Genomic DNA, 14,553 nt, shown 5'->3' with positions numbered 1-14,553 from the left:
GCCGATGCTCGCCTACACCGCGCCCGCGGGCGCTTCGACTTCCTCCTCGACGATGGGGTCGCGGAGCGCTTCGACCTCGTCGAGAATCGCCTCGACGTGTTCGTCGGGCACGTCGTTCTCGCGGAGCGCGGCTTCGAGGTTTTTCGCGGTTCGGTCGAACGCTTCGTGCGTGATACCCATACCGTCGTGGGCGGCGTTCATGTCCTCGCCGTCGTACTCGACGGGGCCGCCCGCGACGGCGCTGATGAACTGTACCTGGTGGGCGAACAGCGCTTGCTCGTCGACGCCCTCGAAGTACGGCGTGAGGTCGTCGTCGGCGAACATCCGGTCGTAGAAGTCGGAGACGACGGACTCGACGGCGTCCTGGCCGCCGATGTCCGCGTAGATGCTCTGAGACATTGCGGTCGGTACTCAGAGCGCGCGACCGGAGTACTTACGCCCGAACGTGTTCGCGATGTGGCGAGCTATCAAGAACCAGGGCTGTCCGGTGTGCGCGAAAGAGGAGAAAACCGCTGGCGGCGTTACGCCCAGGTGGGGTTCGTGACGGTCACGTCCTCGTTCTGGAAGATGACGAGTTCGGACACCGTGACGGTCTCGCCGTCGATGGTCGCGGTGTACTCGAAGACCACTTTCTGAATGAAGCCGTTTCCGGCGACGGTGAGTTCGAGCGTCGTCGGGTCGACTTCGCGCGTCTGGCCCGCATAGTTGACCGTGACCGTGCTGTTCCCGTCGTAGGTGAGCGTGAACGCGCCGTCGTCAGTCTGGCTGACAGCCATCTCGCCGGACGCGGCGACCGTGTAGAGGTACTCCTTCCACTCGCCGGGCGTGCGGACGAACGATATCTCGTCGACACCGCCGCTGACGTGCGTGAAGCTGCTCGTCGAGGAGCCGACGGCGGAGCGCTGGAACGCGACGGTAGAGCCGTTCGTCCAGGCTTTCACGGTGTCGTACTCGACGCCAGCCGGCGCGTGGTTGTAGCTCTGGCTGGTGTAGACGGTCTCCGTCCCGTACTCGGTCGTCCACGCGACGCTCTCGTACGAGGAACCGTTCTCGTAGGACGCGGTGCGGAGGTAGTTGACGCTGTAGTTTCCGGCGCGGAGCGCGTCGGCGTGGGCGCCGGTGAGGTCGAACCCGCTCTCGACGCCGTCGGCGGTGACGCCCGGCGGGTAGTCGACGGACGCCTGCGTCGTGGTGGTGTTCGGGGTCGGTGCGGTCGTAGTCTCGCCGGTGCCGCCGCAGCCAGCGAGTGCGAGCATGGCTGCGAGCGCAACCGCGAGGAGGGCAGTCCTTCGCATGCTTTCGAACCGTCGCACCCGGCGGATAAGTAACTTCTCTTACAGTATTGCCAGGCGTACACATGCCACGGAAACGCCTCACACCCAAGGGGACGGGCAGCAAACGCGAGTAAAACAGCGCACGACCAAACCCACCGGTCAGCTATCCGCGCCGGAACCCCACCAGGAAGCCGCCCGTGAAGCCGGCGGAAACCGAGAGCGTGGAGAGAATGGTGTTTATCCACTCCGGCGGGGCGCCGTTCTGCGCGGCCTCGCTCGCTTTCACGAAGCCGGCGGTGAGGCGCTCCCAGTCGACGGTGATGATGCCGCGGGATTCGAGGAACTTGAACAGTGCGAGTTCGAGGCCGACGAGGACGGCGATGAGCTTCGCGACCTTCTTCGCCGCGAACCCGATGATTCCCCCGATGACCGCCCCGCTCCCGAACTCGATGCCGAGCGAGGTCGGGTCGATGTTGACTGCCATACCCTACCCGTCGTCGCGCGCTTTTAAGGCTCTTGTGTCGCGCCCGGTGCTTAAGTATTCTCAGCCCCTACCCTCGCGCGAGTGACAGGCGCACGTACACCCGACACGGCGGTCGTCGCCAAGCGCGTCGACTCGGGCGCTGCGAACACGGACGAGATTCGCGACCTGGTTCGAGCGGCGGGCTACGACGTCGTCGGCGAGGTCACGCAGGCACGCAAAGCCGATCCCGCGCTCCAGCTCGGCGAGGGGAAGGTCGACGAGCTCGCGGCGCTGGTTCGGGAGACCGGCGCGGACACGGTCGTGTTCGACAACCGCCTCGGCCCCTACCAGATTTTCAACCTCGGCGGAGAACTCCCCGACGGGGTGGAGGTCGTCGACCGGTTCACGCTCATCCTCGACATCTTCGGCCAGCGCGCACAGACCCGGAAGGCCCAGTTGCAGGTCGAACTCGCGGAACTCCGGTACGAACTCCCGCGCGCCGAGGCGAAGACCAGCCTCGCCAAGCGCGACGAGAAACCCGGGTTCATGGGGCTCGGCGAGTACGACGAGTCCCGCGAGCGGGACATCAAAGACCGCATCAGCCGCATCCGGGACGAGCTCGCGAACATCGAGAAGACGGAGGAACACCGCCGCGACCAGCGCCGCGAGTCCGGGTTCGACCTCGTCGCGCTCGCCGGATACACGAACGCCGGCAAGAGCACGCTGATGCGGTCGCTCGCCGCCGACCTCGACGTGGACGAGAACGAGGAACGCCACCCCGACCTCGACACCACCGCGGAGTCACGGGACATGCTGTTCACGACGCTCGGAACGACCACTCGACGCCTCGACATGGACAACCGGGACGTGCTCCTCACGGACACGGTCGGGTTCATCAGCGACCTCCCGCACTGGCTCGTCGAGTCGTTCAAGTCCACGCTCGAATCGGTCTACCAGTCCGACCTCGTCCTCCTGGTGGTGGACGCCACCGAGTCCGTCGAGGACATCCGGGAGAAACTCGTAACCAGCCACGACACGCTCTACGAGCGCAACGAAGCCCCCATCGTCACCGTCCTCAACAAGGTGGACGAGGTTCCCGAGGCGGAACTCGCGGAGAAGCGGGAGGCGCTCTCCGCGCTCGCGCCGAACCCGGTCGCGGTCTCCGGGAAGGAAGCGTTGAATCTCGACGCGCTCCGCGAGCGCATCCACGAGGAACTCCCCGACCGGGAGCGCGAACGCCTCGTCCTGCCGCTCACGGACGACACGATGAGCGTCGTCTCCTGGGTGCACGACAACGCGCACGTCCGCGACGTGTCCTACGGCGACGACGAAGTGGTCGTGGACTTCGAGGCGCGCTCGAGCATCGTAGAGAAGACGCGCTCGAAGGCGAGCAACCTCGTCGCGCAAGTACAGTGGCCATGTGGCGGTAGGGATCGCGTCGGCGAATAAAAATCTAGTCCGGAGTTGGGGCTGCTATCGTAGGCTCGGTTATGGCAGGTGGACGTCCCACGTGGCGTCCTCGGTCAGAACGACCCGGAATGGCGTGTCAGCGGGGGCGTTCTCAGGTGACGCGTAGCCCGTCGCGTACGCCGTGTAGGCTTCCTCGGAATCGAGCGAGACGTCGGCGGTTGCGACGACTGTGCCGTTCGCGTTCGGGGTGTCCACGCGGATTTCAACCTCGTAGTCACCGGCGGGAACCGTCACGTACTCCGAGGCGTTCCCGTAGCTGACGTTCTCCGCGAGCACGACCTCGCCGTTCGCGGTCGTCACGTCCACGGTCGGGGCGTCAGGCGACAGGTGAACCACGCGGATCGCCGCGGAGTCCTCGCCGGGCGTCAGGGCGTCGTCCTCGTACACGCGCGGGGCGAACGCTGTCGTGGCGTTCTCGCTCACCTCGCCACTGGCGGCGACGGTGACCGCACTCCCGCGTTCCAGAGTTACGTCGCCCTCGAAGACCACGGCGTCGCGGTCGCCGGCAACCGTGATGGTGACGTTGTACGTCCCGGCGGTGACTTCGAGGTAGTCGCTGACGTCGCCGAAGGAGACCTCCTCGAGGACGCTCTCGTTATCGACGTACACGTCGACCGCTGGCGCGTCGGGTGACGCGTGGGCCACGGAGAGATAGGCCGCGTTCTGTGCTGTGTCGGTGTGACTGGAGGTGTCCGCTCCGGTGGCGGCTACGGCGCCGACCGTGACCGCGCCGAACACCATCGTCGCGGCGAGGACGACGGCTATCAGGGATCGTGATACTTTCTGTGTCATCGCAAATAAATAGATACGTCCTCTATATTTCGTTATGTGCCGTCGGTGAGACTGGTCGAAACGCGTACTGGAGCCCCTCTCCGAGTAGGCTCCTCAAACCCACACGTGGGACGGCCACTCTACGAGTATCGAGTACCACGAGCGGCCTCACTCGAACCGAACGAGGGCGTCCGGTAGCATCGGCGGTACGACGACACGCTCCCGGGAAAGCCGAGCGTACGAACTGTTGCGTGGACGGGGAAGCGCGAGTACGGTCTGGACACGGAGTAGTTCGAGGAACCCACGCGAGACGACCGCGAGCGGTGTTCATCATCCCCTGACTCGGCGGCGTCGTACTGTCGCAGCTCAGCGCGCGGTTGGAGGCGATGTTGCTGATTCGCGCGGAGTCACGGCGTCCCTGCTGTTAGACGTTCTGGCGGGCCCGCAGAACTCGGCCGGTACCAGACGCTCCGAGGGACGCGCGGGCGCGCCGTCTACTCCGGTCGGCGTTTTTCCTTCGCCACGACCTCGACGTTCTCGATGCGCGTCCCCGGGTACTGGCCTGATCCGTCCTTCTCGGCGGCTTTCACCATGTCCCAGACGACGTTCAGCCCGGTCGTCACGCCCTCCAGGGCCTCCATCTCGCAGCCGGTCTTTCCGGTGGTTTCGACGGCGACTTCGAGCGCAATCGTCTCGGGTTCGAGCGCGAAGTCGGTCTCGACGTTCGTGATCGGTATCTGGTGGCACATCGGAATCGTCTCCCACGTGTGCTTCACGGCCTGCACCGCGCCGACGCGGGCGGTGGCGAGCACGTCTCCTTTCCCGATTTCGTCCGCGCGAACCGCGTCCACCGTGGACTCGGAGAGGTGGATCTCGCCGCGCGCGACGGCGCGCCGGTGGCTGTCCGGCTTCTCGCCCACGTCAACCATCTGCACGTCGCCCTCCGCCGTCGTGTGGGTCAGCTCGTCGTCAGTCATCGTCGTACAGTGCGTGCGGGAGCCTCGTAAGCAGGTCGCTCGCGAGCAACCCGTAGCCGTTCTCGGAGACGGCGGCGTCGCCCGCGCGGCCGTTCGCGTACGCGGCGAGCCCGCCCGCCCCCACGGGGTCGGTGACGGAGAGGAGCGCGCCGGTCGCGCCCGCGAGCACGTCCCCGGTTCCGCCGACGGTCATCCCGGGGTTGCCCGTGCGGTTCGCGCGCGTCGCCTCGCCGTCCGTGACGATGTCGTACGCGCCCTTTACGAGTATCGTGTGCCCGATGTCCGCGGCGAACGACTCCGCCGCGGCCATGCGGTCGCGCCACTCGGACTCGCGGGGGCCACCCATCTCCTCGAGTTCGCCCTGATGGGGCGTGCAGACGAGCGTCGCCTCGGTGTCGACGTCCGGGACGACCTGGAGGGCGTCGGCGTCCACGACCGCGCGCCCCTCGTAGTCCGCGAGGAACTGGCGGACGGCGCGCAGGGTGTCGTCCGCGTCGCCGAGCCCCGGTCCCAGCACGACCACGTCGCGCTCGCTCGCGCGGTCGAGGAGCGCCTCGACGTGCGTCGGCTGGAGGCGCGTGCCGACGAACGGTTCGACGATGAGGTCTTCGCTGTACCCCTGCACGTCGTCCGCGACGCGCTCGGGGCAGGCGACGTACGCGAGGTCAGCGCCCGCGCGGAGCGCCGCCTGCGCCGACAGCGCCGGCGCGCCCGTGTACGGCCCGCCCCCGATGACCGTCACCTTCCCGAAGTCGCCCTTGTGCGCCTGCGGGTCGCGCCCGAGGACGTTCCGGTCGCCCGGCCCGACGAACAACTCGGCCGCCTCCGGAATCCCGATGTCCGCGACCGTGACGGTTTCGCCCTCCAGGCCGGGTTTCGCGTCGTGAAACGTCACGACGCGGTCGGCGTCCACGACCGCGCCCGGCGTCTCGCCCGTGTCCGCGTCCATGCCCGACGGCACGTCCACCGAAACCACCGTCGCGTCCGCCGCGTTGATGGCGTCGATGGCCGACGCCTCGGGTTCGCGGGGCGCGCCCGACACGCCCGTCCCCAGCAGCGCGTCCACGAGCACGTCAGGCGTGCCGAGGTCGAGCGCGCGCGAGTCCGAGACCGCCTCCGCGAGGATCTCGCTCTCCGCGAGCGCGTCCCAGTTCTCCCGACTGATGGCGGTGGTGATGGTCTCGCGGCGGCCGAGGAGGTGGACGGACACGTCGTACTCGCTGAGGAAGCGCGCGGCGACGAACGCGTCCCCGCCGTTGTTCCCCCGGCCCGCGACTATCGCGATCGACGCGCCCGGTTCGACCGCGTCTCGCACCTCGCGCGCGACCGCGTTCCCGCTCGACTCCATCAACTGCTTCCGGGAGACGCCGAGCGCCTCCGCGTTCTCGTCCACGGCGGCCATCCGCCTGCTCGAAATCATGGCTGTGCCTACCGGTTCGCCCGCCGTAAATCCGCGGGCTACCGCCGAATCTCGAACGACTCGTACCCCTCCGGCGCCCCGTACTCCACGGAGACCTCCTCGACGTCGGCAGCGGGACTGCCGGTGTGACACCACTCCACCATCGCCTCCACGGAGTCCGGGTCTCCCTCGAAGACCGCTTCGACGCGGCCGTCGTCGAGGTTCTGCACCCAGCCGTCGACGCCGCGTTTCCCGGCTTCGTCGCGGGTGGTCGCCCGGTAGTAGACGCCCTGTACGGTGCCGGAGACGAAGACGTGCGCCTGCACGCGGGTAGCCATAGGTGGCACGTCACCGTCGAAGACCTTCTATGTATGGGCGGCCCGAACTCCGGAGGCGTACAGTCAGCTAGTATACGGGTTTTTGACTGGGCTTCCGTGATAGTCGCTGTGCAACGACGCGCCCTCCTCACAGCGACCGGAGCCGCCGCCACAGTCGCGCTCGCTGGATGTTCCGCGTTCGGTACTGGTGGCGACCAGTACGCGCACTTCCTCACGCTCTATAATTCGAGCGACACCGAGTACGCGGTCGCGTTCGATATCGCGGCCGGTGACGGAACCACCCTGTTCGAGAAGCCGTTCGACCTCGACCCGGGGGCGGCCCACGAACACGTGACGTTCGACGGCGCTCCCGCGAGCGTCACCGTCCGCGTGGGCGATGAATCCCCGCGAACGCTCGACTGGCCGACGACTGAACGATGTCGCGAACGGAACACGGCCGGCAAGCCCGGGCTCGAACTCCGGATTATGCAGCCGACAGAGGCCCGTCCCGCACCGAACGTTTATCGGGAGTGGACGTGCGAGTCGGTCGAACCCGAGTGACTACGTGCCGCCGCCGTTGCGCAGGTGGTGGAACAGATACGTCTGGGTGTAGCCGGCGTACGGCCCGAACTGCTCGCGGAGCGCGCGCGACGTGTCGGCGTAGTTCCCGCGCGCGCAGTCGGGGTAGTAGTCCTCGATGGCGGTTCGAATCCAGGTGTCGAGGGGGACGGCGTCGGGGTAGTCGAGGCTGAACAGGAGCACGCAGTCCGCGACCTTCTCGCCGACGCCGACGAACCCCGTCATCGCGTCCCGGGCGTCCTCGTAGTCCAGTCCGAGAATATCGTCGCGGGTGAGTTCGCCGGACGCGACGAGTTCGGCGGTGCGCTGGACGTAGGGTGCGCGGTAGCCGAGACCGAGGTCGCGGAGATCGTCCTCCGTCGTGTCCGCGAGCGCGTCCGGCGTCGGGAACGCGTGGTAGGTGCGGCCGTCGAACTCGATGCGCTCGCCGTACGCCTCCCGGAGTGACTCCTGCATGGCGAAGATGCGTTCGACTCGCATCTGCGCCGAGCAGATGAAGGATATCAGGCAGCCGAAGAAGGGGTCGGAGACGATGCGCATCCCCCAGTAGCGGTCGTACGCGGCGTCCACGAGGTCGTCGGTGTTCGCGGCACCGCGTATCGCGTCGAGGTCGTCGTCCAGTCTGAGGAGGTCGTGGAGGAGGGCGTCGGCGTCCGTCGTCGCCTCCCAGACGAGTTCGTCGTCGGTCTGGCGCACCCGCAGGACTTCGCCGTCGGCGGCGGTGGCGTACCAGGCGTCGCCGCCGTGCGCGCCGTCCGTCTCGTAGGTCGCGCCGTCCTCGCGGGTCCAGAGATAGGACTGTCCCGATTCGAGGGTGGCTTGCAGGTCGAACGCGGACGCGAGAGAGTCGAGAGGGATCGACCCGGTTTCCATACCGTCTCTCGGTCGCGTCCTGAACAAGTGTCCGTCGGTCTCGAGTGGTAACGTGGGGCAAAGAACTATAGCGGCGTACGAGAGACGCCCGCTATGGACCGCCGCGTCGTCTTGGAGGCCGCCGTCCCCGTCTACGACGTCGACACGGCCGACGAAGCCGTCCGCATCGCCATCGCGAAGACCGGCGACTCCCTCAACCCCGACCTGAACTACGTCGACATCGGGCCCGCGACCCGCGAGTGCCCGAACTGCGGCGAACCGGAGAACGCCGCGTTCGTCGCCGCGGACGAGGGACTGGTCGCGCTCGAACTCGAACTCACCGTCTACAACGTCGAACGCGACGAACACGCCGCCCGCATCGCGCGCTCGGAGCTCGGACGACACCTCGCGGACGTCCCGCTCGCCGTCCTCGACGTGGCGGACGCGTAGCTACGTGGCGTGCGTGTACCGCGAGAACTCTCGATGGGTTAGTCAGCCTGCGCGGCGACCGTCTCGGGTTCGGCTTCCACGGACGTCGTGATGCCGGACGCGAGCGCGAACACTGCCGCTTTGTGTTCTGTTTTCGATTTGTGGATGGATGTCGGTCGCACCCCGAGATCCTGGTATTCGTCGAGCGTGACGCCGTCGTCTTCCACGCCCTCGTAGAAGTTGCTTACTTCGGCGAGCAGTCCGTGCAGGTGGATGAGCTCCTGCTTTTTCATGACAGAACTTTCTAACGGCTACGGGGACTTAGTAGTATCTTGAGAGGGGTTAACACACTTCTCTATGGGTGGTTCAGCGCGTCTCGTGCCGAACCGCTTTTACGTCCTCTCGCCCCAGATTTTCGTATGGATTACGAGGATCAACTCGACCGAGCGATGAGCGAGAAGCCCGACGTCGCCGGGAGCGAGAGCCGATTCGACGTCCCCGAACCCACGGTTCGCAAGGAGGGGAACGTCACCGTCTACGAGAACTTCCAGGACACCATCGACCGCCTCGGCCGCGACCAGGAGCACGTCCTCAAGTTCATTCAGGACGAACTCGCGACGAGCGCCCAGATAGACGAGAGCGGCCGCGCGCGCTTCACCGGCGAGTTCGGCGCCGACCGCGTCGAAGCCGTGCTCGACGACTACGTCGACACCTACGTCCGCTGTCCGGAGTGCGGGCTTCCCGACACGAACCTCGAAACGCAGAACGGGACGGAACGCCTCCACTGCGAGGCCTGCGGCGCGCGCACCCCGGTCTAACTCTGGAGTTCTTTGAGGTTCTCGAGGTCGCGATCCGTCCGCATGAACTCGGCCGTGCGGCGGGTCGCGTGACAGTCGGGGCAGCTGTAGTTCTCGTCGTGCTTCGGGAGCTCGCTCGGCGTCATCTCCCAGTCCTTACTGCACTCAGGGCAGACCAACTGCACGTACGCTTCGTGTGCCATAGTTCTGGATGCGTGCGGTGTTCGGAAAAAGATTACCGCCGGACTACTCGTCGTAGCTCTCGCCGACGAGGCCGAAGCGGTCGCCGTATCTCCCGGATATCTGACTCGTCACCCCGGGGAGCTCGCTGGACTGCGCGGCCTCGCTCGTGACGTTCCACGCGCCGGAACCAATCGTGGTGGCCGGTGCGGGAGTCAGTCCCGGCGGAGCGCGAGGAGCGCGGCGCCGAGCACCGCAATCAGCGCGAGGCCGACGCCGAACCCGGGCGTGCTACCCGACGCGTCGGTCTCGTCCATCGTGGTCGTCATCTCGTCCATCGTGGTCGTCATCTCGTCCATCGTCGTGGTGGTCTGCCCGGGCGCGTCGACGCTGAGCGACTGCATTACCGGCATGCCGCTCTGCACGTACGGCCCGTCGGTCGCGCCCTCGCTCTGGACGAACGAGTACGCCATGTCGCCGTTCGTGTCCTTGTGCGCCATCGCGAACACGGTCTGCTCGCCGCTCAATTCGGCGTCTAGCTGGACGGTGACGTTCTCGTGCGTGCCGGCGGAGAGGTACTGGCTCGTGCCGACGACGCTCTCCAGCACCGCGCCGTCCGCGAGCGTGCTGTCGTGAATCGTGACGAACCCGCCGTTCGCGAGCGTCACGGAGTCGACGGTGACGGTCGTCCCGTCCGTCTGCTGGTCGTCGGCGACCACGACGGCGTTCACGAGCGCCTTCGCGGTGTCGACGACCGCGCCGCCGTTCGCCGTGTAGGGGCCGTCGGTCGCGCCCTCACTCTCGACGAACGAGTACGTCGTGTCGCCGTTCGTGTCTTGGTGCGCCATCGCGACGAGCACCTGGCTCTCGTTCGCGGGCGTGGAGAGCGTCACTTCGACGTCCTCGTGGTAACCCGCTTCGAGGTAGTCGCTCGTGCCGACGACGCTCCCGAACACGTCGCCCGCGAACAGGCTGCTGTCGTGAATCGTCACGAACCCGCCGTCGCTGAGGTCGACGGACTCGACGACGACGGTGTGCCCGCCGGACTCCTGGGTGTTCATCGTCACGGACGCGGACACGGTCGCGGTCGCCGTATCGACGACGGCGCTCCCGTCGCTCGTGTAGGGGCCGTCGGTCGCGCCCTCACTCTCGACGAACGTGTACGCCATGTCGTCGTCCGTGTCCTTGTGCGGCATCGCGACGATCGTTGTGTCGTTCGCGAGCGGGTCGTCGAGCGTCACCTGCACGTTCCGGTGGAGGCCGGGCGCGAGGTAGTCGCTCGTCCCGCGGACGCTGTCGAACACCGCGCCCTCGGTCACCGTGGCGTCGTGAATCGTGACGAAGCCGCCCGCGGGGACGAACACCGACTCGACAGTCACGGTGTGGCCGCCTGTCGTCTGGTTCTCGGCGGACACCATCGCTTCGCTCGTGACGGTGGCGGACGCGGTGTCGAGCACCGCGCTGTCGTCCATCGTCAGGAACGGCCCGTCGGTCTCGCCGCCGCTCTCGACGAACGTGTAGGCCTCGTCGCCGTTCGTGTCCATGTGCGGCATCGCGATGACCGTCTCGTTACCCACGGACGCGTTCAGGGTGATGCGGACGTTCTCGTGAACGCCGGCGGAGAGGTACTGGCTGTGACCGACGACGCTCCCCGTCACTTCGCCGTCGAGGAGCGTGCTGTCGTGCACGGCGACGAACCCGCCCTCGCTGAGTTCGACGCGGTCAACGACCACCGAGTTCCCGCCGGTCGGCTGGTCGCTCATCGACACCGACGCGGAGACGGTGACGTTCGCCGTGTCGACGACCGCGCTCCCGCTCATCGTGTACGGGCCGTCCGCGTTCGCGTTCGCGGAGACGAACTCGTAGACGCGGTTGTCGTTCGTGTCCATGTGCGGCATCGCGACGTACGTCCCGTCCTCGCTCAGCGGTTCGTCGAGCCGGACGGTGACGCTCTCGTGCGTGCCGGCTTCGAGGTAGGTCGAGGAGCCGACGACGCTCCCCAGGACGTTGCCCTCGGTCACCGAGGCGTCGTGAATCGTCACGAACCCGCCGTCCGGGAGCGTGACGTTCTCCACGGTGACTGTGTACCCACCGCTGGTCTGTGCGTCGAAGGTGACGCTCGCCCCGCCGGCCGTCGCGCCCGCCGCCGCTCCGGGAGCGACCGCGAGCACCGAGCCGATCAGGACGACTGTCATCGCCAGTGCGTGTATGCGTTCCCGCATACTCCCCACGACCCTCCTTATTTAAAAGAGGCTTTTCCGAACTCTCACCCAAATTCGACCGGAAAGTCCCCATAGTAGCAGCGAAGAGCGCCGAGACTAGCGGACAGGACTCAGCGATTCGCGACGAACCACTCCGAGACGAGTATAAAAACGCGCTAGTCGAGGGTGACCCAGAGGAGGAAGCCGATGGCGAGCGTTTCGAGGAGGCGCAGCGCCATCAACGCGGTCGCGGCGATGTCCGGGAGGCCGCTGAACCACCCCGTGAGCGTCGGGTCGACGAGGAAGTAGTAGAGGCCGAGCGCGTTCTCCCCGAGGAGCATCAGCGCGAACACGAGCAGGCCGAGCGTGTGCTTCGAGCGGAACTGCCGGTAGTTGCGCGCCCAGACGGCGCACAGCGCGAGCAGCGCGAGGACGTTCGCGCCCATCGCGACCCGGGAGATATCGGCCCAGAGCGTCATCTACACCACCGTTGGACGAGAGGACGGTTATACGCTTTCCCAAATTCGGCCGTGATTCGTTCGGGTTCTCTCATTCGTCCACCTCCTCGATGATGTCCTCCACCGTCTCCCAGTGCGTCTGCGCGCGCTCGGTCGGGAGGTAGACCGCGCCGTAGTCGTCCCCGCTCGACTGCACGATGTCGTTCTCCACGAGCACGTCGAGGTGGTGACGAACCGTCTTGTAGTCGAGGTCTAAGTCGTCGGCGAGCTGGTTCGCGTTCCGGGGGCGGTCGTCCACCGCGCGCAGCAGTCGCGCGCGGTTCGGGCCGCCGCGAGTCCCGGTGAGCACGTACCAGAGCGCGGCCTCCATCACCCAGAGGGACGCGCCGCGACACCGTAAAACCCCGGCGCTGTCACTGCGTGAACAGGTGGCCGTCGGTGGGTACGTCGAACACGCCGATTCGCGCGCCGGCGTCCATCCAGCCGTGGCCGTACGAGAACGACGCGAGCGCGTTCACGAGGTCGTCCTGCTCGCGGAAGTGCCGGCCGTCCTCCAGGTAGGACTGCGCCATCTCCTCGAACTCCAGCGCGGCCTCCCCGAGCGGCGTGTCCGGGGGCGGCGCGACCGCCGCCGCATCGAGCGCCTCCGCGAGCAGTCGCTCGTACCGATCCGTCTTCTCTTCGAGGTCTGCGGGCATACCGAGAGGGAGCGAGTCGGGCGGGTAAGCGCTTCGACTGGCGGCGGGACTCCGCGCCAGCGCAACCTACATACTTCTACGGTTCCGAATTCGGGGCATGAGCGAGCAGCCCCACGTGGAGATATACACCAAGTCGGTGTGTCCCTATTGCGAGAAGGCGATGGACCTCTTCGACGAGAAGGGCATCGAGTACGAGACGTACAACGTCACCGGCGACCCCGAGCGGTTCGCGGAGATGAAAGAGCGCGCGAACGGCCGCGAGACCGCTCCCGAGGTGTTCATCGACGACGAACTCATCGGCGGCTGGGACGACACGCACGAACTCGACCAGACCGGCGAACTCGACGAGAAACTCGGCCTCACGGACGACGCGGTCGAGGCGGTGGAGGAACACCGGAAACTCATCATCACCGGTACCGGAATCGCAGCGCTGACGGCGGCCATCTACGCGGCGCGCTCGAACAACGACCCGCTCCTGTTCGAGGGCGACGAGCCGGGCGGCCAGCTCACGCTCACGACCGAGGTGGAGAACTATCCGGGGTTCCCGGAGGGCATCTCGGGCCCCGACCTCATCAACAACATGAAAGAACAGGCGCAGCGCTTCGGCGCGGAACTGGAGCACGGCGTCGTCGAGGACGTTACCGACGACGAGCGACCGTTCCGCGTCGAACTCGCGAACGGCGACGTGTACACCGCGGACGCGGTCATCGCGGCGTCGGGCGCGAGCGCGCGGACGCTCGGCATCCCGGGCGAGGACGAACTGATGGGGTACGGCGTCTCGACGTGCGCGACGTGCGACGGCGCGTTCTTCCGCGGGGAGGACATGGTCGTCGTCGGCGGCGGCGACGCCGCGGCAGAGGAAGCGGCGTTCCTCACGAAATTCGCGGACACGGTGTATCTCGTCCACCGCCGCGAGGAGCTCCGCGCGGAGGACTACTGGCAGGAACGCATCGAGGAACACGTGGAGAACGGCGACATGGAAGTCCTCTGGAACACGGAAGCCACGGAAATCCACGGGTCGCCCGAGGACGGCGTGGAGTCCGTGAGCCTCGTACGGAACCCCGCCGGCCATCCCTCGGAGAAACTCGACGACGCCGAGACGGAGTCGTTCGACCTCGACGTGGGCGCGTTCTTCGTCGCCATCGGCCACACGCCGAACACGGACTACCTCGAGGGAACCGATGTGGAGCTCGACGACGAGGGCTACATCGTCACGCAGGGCGGCGCGGGCGGCGGGCAGACCGCGACCGGCGTCCCCGGTCTGTTCGGCGCGGGCGACGTGGTTGACCACCACTACCAGCAGGCCGTCACCGCGGCCGGAATGGGCTGTAAGGCCGCGCTCGACTGCGACGCATGGCTCGAAACCGAGGCCGACCTCGCCGAATCCGAGCTCGCGAGCGGCGAAGCGCCCGCGGACGATTAACGTCACCGAACTGTTTATTTTCCTTCGGTTCGTTGCGATTCATCAATGACGTCCGCCGACCCCCGCGACCTCATTCGGCGGAGTGACGCCTTCACGCTCGCGGAGTTCCACGACATGGTGGACGATGCGGAGACGATTCTCGACCTCCAGCAGGCAGCGCGCGTCGACCGCGTGCGCACCATCCGCCTCCTGAAGGCGTGCGGCCGGTACGACGAGTTCGACCGCGGCCCCGTCCAACGCTTCCGCGAACCGCAGGACTCGTAGT

Annotated in this window: 20 protein-coding genes; 6 read left to right on the top strand and 14 right to left on the bottom strand. The window is 67.0% G+C overall.

Annotated features, from left to right (window positions below):
* Nucleotides 1-12: 12 nt before the first annotated feature.
* The 3 genes from FQU85_RS11995 to FQU85_RS11985 all read right to left on the bottom strand — a co-directional run bounded on the left by FQU85_RS11995 (nt 13) and on the right by FQU85_RS11985 (nt 1,758).
* Nucleotides 13-399, bottom strand: coding sequence for a group 1 truncated hemoglobin (locus FQU85_RS11995; protein WP_145848229.1), 387 nt, complete (start codon nt 397-399; stop codon nt 13-15).
* A 122-nt stretch (nt 400-521) separates the two neighbouring features.
* On the bottom strand, nt 522-1,295 hold the full coding sequence (locus tag FQU85_RS11990; RefSeq protein ID WP_145848227.1) for a hypothetical protein: 774 nt from the start codon (nt 1,293-1,295) through the stop codon (nt 522-524).
* Between the two features lie 142 nt (nt 1,296-1,437).
* Nucleotides 1,438-1,758, bottom strand: a complete 321-nt coding sequence (locus FQU85_RS11985) for an FUN14 domain-containing protein (RefSeq protein WP_145848225.1) — start codon at nt 1,756-1,758, stop codon at nt 1,438-1,440.
* 81 nt (nt 1,759-1,839) lie between these two features.
* On the opposite strand from FQU85_RS11985, the gene hflX reads away from it, so the two are divergent.
* Nucleotides 1,840-3,186 carry a GTPase HflX gene (hflX, locus tag FQU85_RS11980; protein WP_145848223.1) on the top strand — a complete coding sequence of 449 codons (1,347 nt, stop codon included), beginning with the start codon at nt 1,840-1,842 and terminating at the stop codon, nt 3,184-3,186.
* A 39-nt stretch (nt 3,187-3,225) separates the two neighbouring features.
* On the opposite strand, the gene FQU85_RS11975 is transcribed toward hflX, so the two are convergent.
* The 4 genes from FQU85_RS11975 to FQU85_RS11960 all read right to left on the bottom strand — a co-directional run bounded on the left by FQU85_RS11975 (nt 3,226) and on the right by FQU85_RS11960 (nt 6,692).
* A complete protein-coding gene (locus tag FQU85_RS11975; RefSeq protein WP_145848221.1) occupies nt 3,226-3,999 on the bottom strand; it encodes a DUF4397 domain-containing protein in 774 nt (257 codons plus the stop codon).
* A gap of 473 nt (nt 4,000-4,472) precedes the next feature.
* Nucleotides 4,473-4,955, bottom strand: coding sequence for a cyclic pyranopterin monophosphate synthase MoaC (gene moaC / locus FQU85_RS11970; protein WP_145848219.1), 483 nt, complete (start codon nt 4,953-4,955; stop codon nt 4,473-4,475).
* A complete protein-coding gene (locus tag FQU85_RS11965; protein WP_145848217.1) occupies nt 4,948-6,375 on the bottom strand; it encodes an NAD(P)H-hydrate dehydratase in 1,428 nt (475 codons plus the stop codon). The genes moaC and FQU85_RS11965 overlap by 8 nt, the downstream gene beginning before the upstream one ends.
* Nucleotides 6,376-6,413: 38 nt before the next feature.
* Nucleotides 6,414-6,692: an acylphosphatase gene (locus FQU85_RS11960; RefSeq protein WP_145848215.1), complete on the bottom strand. Its 279-nt coding sequence runs from the start codon at nt 6,690-6,692 to the stop codon at nt 6,414-6,416.
* A gap of 108 nt (nt 6,693-6,800) precedes the next feature.
* On the opposite strand from FQU85_RS11960, the gene FQU85_RS11955 reads away from it, so the two are divergent.
* Nucleotides 6,801-7,232, top strand: coding sequence for a hypothetical protein (locus FQU85_RS11955; protein ID WP_145848213.1), 432 nt, complete (start codon nt 6,801-6,803; stop codon nt 7,230-7,232).
* On the opposite strand, the gene FQU85_RS11950 is transcribed toward FQU85_RS11955, so the two are convergent.
* On the bottom strand, nt 7,233-8,123 hold the full coding sequence (locus FQU85_RS11950) for a DNA-3-methyladenine glycosylase (RefSeq protein WP_145848211.1): 891 nt from the start codon (nt 8,121-8,123) through the stop codon (nt 7,233-7,235).
* Between the two features lie 93 nt (nt 8,124-8,216).
* On the opposite strand from FQU85_RS11950, the gene FQU85_RS11945 reads away from it, so the two are divergent.
* Complete coding sequence (locus FQU85_RS11945; RefSeq protein ID WP_145848209.1) at nt 8,217-8,552, top strand: DUF555 domain-containing protein; 336 nt, start codon at nt 8,217-8,219, stop codon at nt 8,550-8,552.
* Nucleotides 8,553-8,590: 38 nt separating this feature from the next.
* Here the strand turns inward: FQU85_RS11945 and FQU85_RS11940 are convergent, their stop codons facing one another.
* Entirely contained in the window at nt 8,591-8,824 is a 234-nt protein-coding gene (locus FQU85_RS11940; protein ID WP_145848207.1) for a UPF0058 family protein, read from the bottom strand.
* Between the two features lie 126 nt (nt 8,825-8,950).
* Here FQU85_RS11940 and FQU85_RS11935 point away from each other — a divergent pair, with 126 nt between their 5' ends.
* Nucleotides 8,951-9,349, top strand: a complete 399-nt coding sequence (locus FQU85_RS11935; protein WP_145848205.1) for a translation initiation factor IF-2 subunit beta — start codon at nt 8,951-8,953, stop codon at nt 9,347-9,349.
* Here FQU85_RS11935 and FQU85_RS11930 read toward each other — a convergent pair.
* The 5 genes from FQU85_RS11930 to FQU85_RS11910 form a co-directional block, all read right to left on the bottom strand.
* Nucleotides 9,346-9,531 carry a hypothetical protein gene (locus tag FQU85_RS11930; protein WP_145848203.1) on the bottom strand — a complete coding sequence of 62 codons (186 nt, stop codon included), beginning with the start codon at nt 9,529-9,531 and terminating at the stop codon, nt 9,346-9,348. The two genes, FQU85_RS11935 and FQU85_RS11930, sit on opposite strands and share 4 nt — an antisense overlap.
* A 192-nt stretch (nt 9,532-9,723) precedes the next feature.
* Nucleotides 9,724-11,703, bottom strand: coding sequence for a PGF-CTERM sorting domain-containing protein (locus FQU85_RS11925; RefSeq protein WP_145848834.1), 1,980 nt, complete (start codon nt 11,701-11,703; stop codon nt 9,724-9,726).
* A 182-nt stretch (nt 11,704-11,885) separates the two neighbouring features.
* Nucleotides 11,886-12,188 carry a hypothetical protein gene (locus tag FQU85_RS11920; RefSeq protein ID WP_145848201.1) on the bottom strand — a complete coding sequence of 101 codons (303 nt, stop codon included), beginning with the start codon at nt 12,186-12,188 and terminating at the stop codon, nt 11,886-11,888.
* Nucleotides 12,189-12,258: 70 nt separating this feature from the next.
* Nucleotides 12,259-12,537 carry a winged helix-turn-helix domain-containing protein gene (locus FQU85_RS11915; RefSeq protein WP_145848199.1) on the bottom strand — a complete coding sequence of 93 codons (279 nt, stop codon included), beginning with the start codon at nt 12,535-12,537 and terminating at the stop codon, nt 12,259-12,261.
* Nucleotides 12,538-12,580: 43 nt separating this feature from the next.
* Complete coding sequence (locus FQU85_RS11910; RefSeq protein WP_145848198.1) at nt 12,581-12,865, bottom strand: DUF357 domain-containing protein; 285 nt, start codon at nt 12,863-12,865, stop codon at nt 12,581-12,583.
* A gap of 97 nt (nt 12,866-12,962) precedes the next feature.
* Here FQU85_RS11910 and FQU85_RS11905 point away from each other — a divergent pair, with 97 nt between their 5' ends.
* Both FQU85_RS11905 and FQU85_RS11900 read left to right on the top strand, forming a co-directional pair.
* Nucleotides 12,963-14,288: an FAD-dependent oxidoreductase gene (locus tag FQU85_RS11905; protein WP_145848196.1), complete on the top strand. Its 1,326-nt coding sequence runs from the start codon at nt 12,963-12,965 to the stop codon at nt 14,286-14,288.
* A 45-nt stretch (nt 14,289-14,333) separates the two neighbouring features.
* Entirely contained in the window at nt 14,334-14,552 is a 219-nt protein-coding gene (locus FQU85_RS11900; RefSeq protein WP_145848194.1) for a hypothetical protein, read from the top strand.
* Nucleotide 14,553 lies beyond the last annotated feature (1 nt).

Origin of the sequence: Salarchaeum sp. JOR-1 (assembly GCF_007833275.1) — an archaeon.
GTDB lineage: Archaea > Halobacteriota > Halobacteria > Halobacteriales > Halobacteriaceae > Salarchaeum.
Note: the sequence above shows the minus strand (reverse complement) of the source record. Positions and strands in the feature narration are given on the sequence as shown.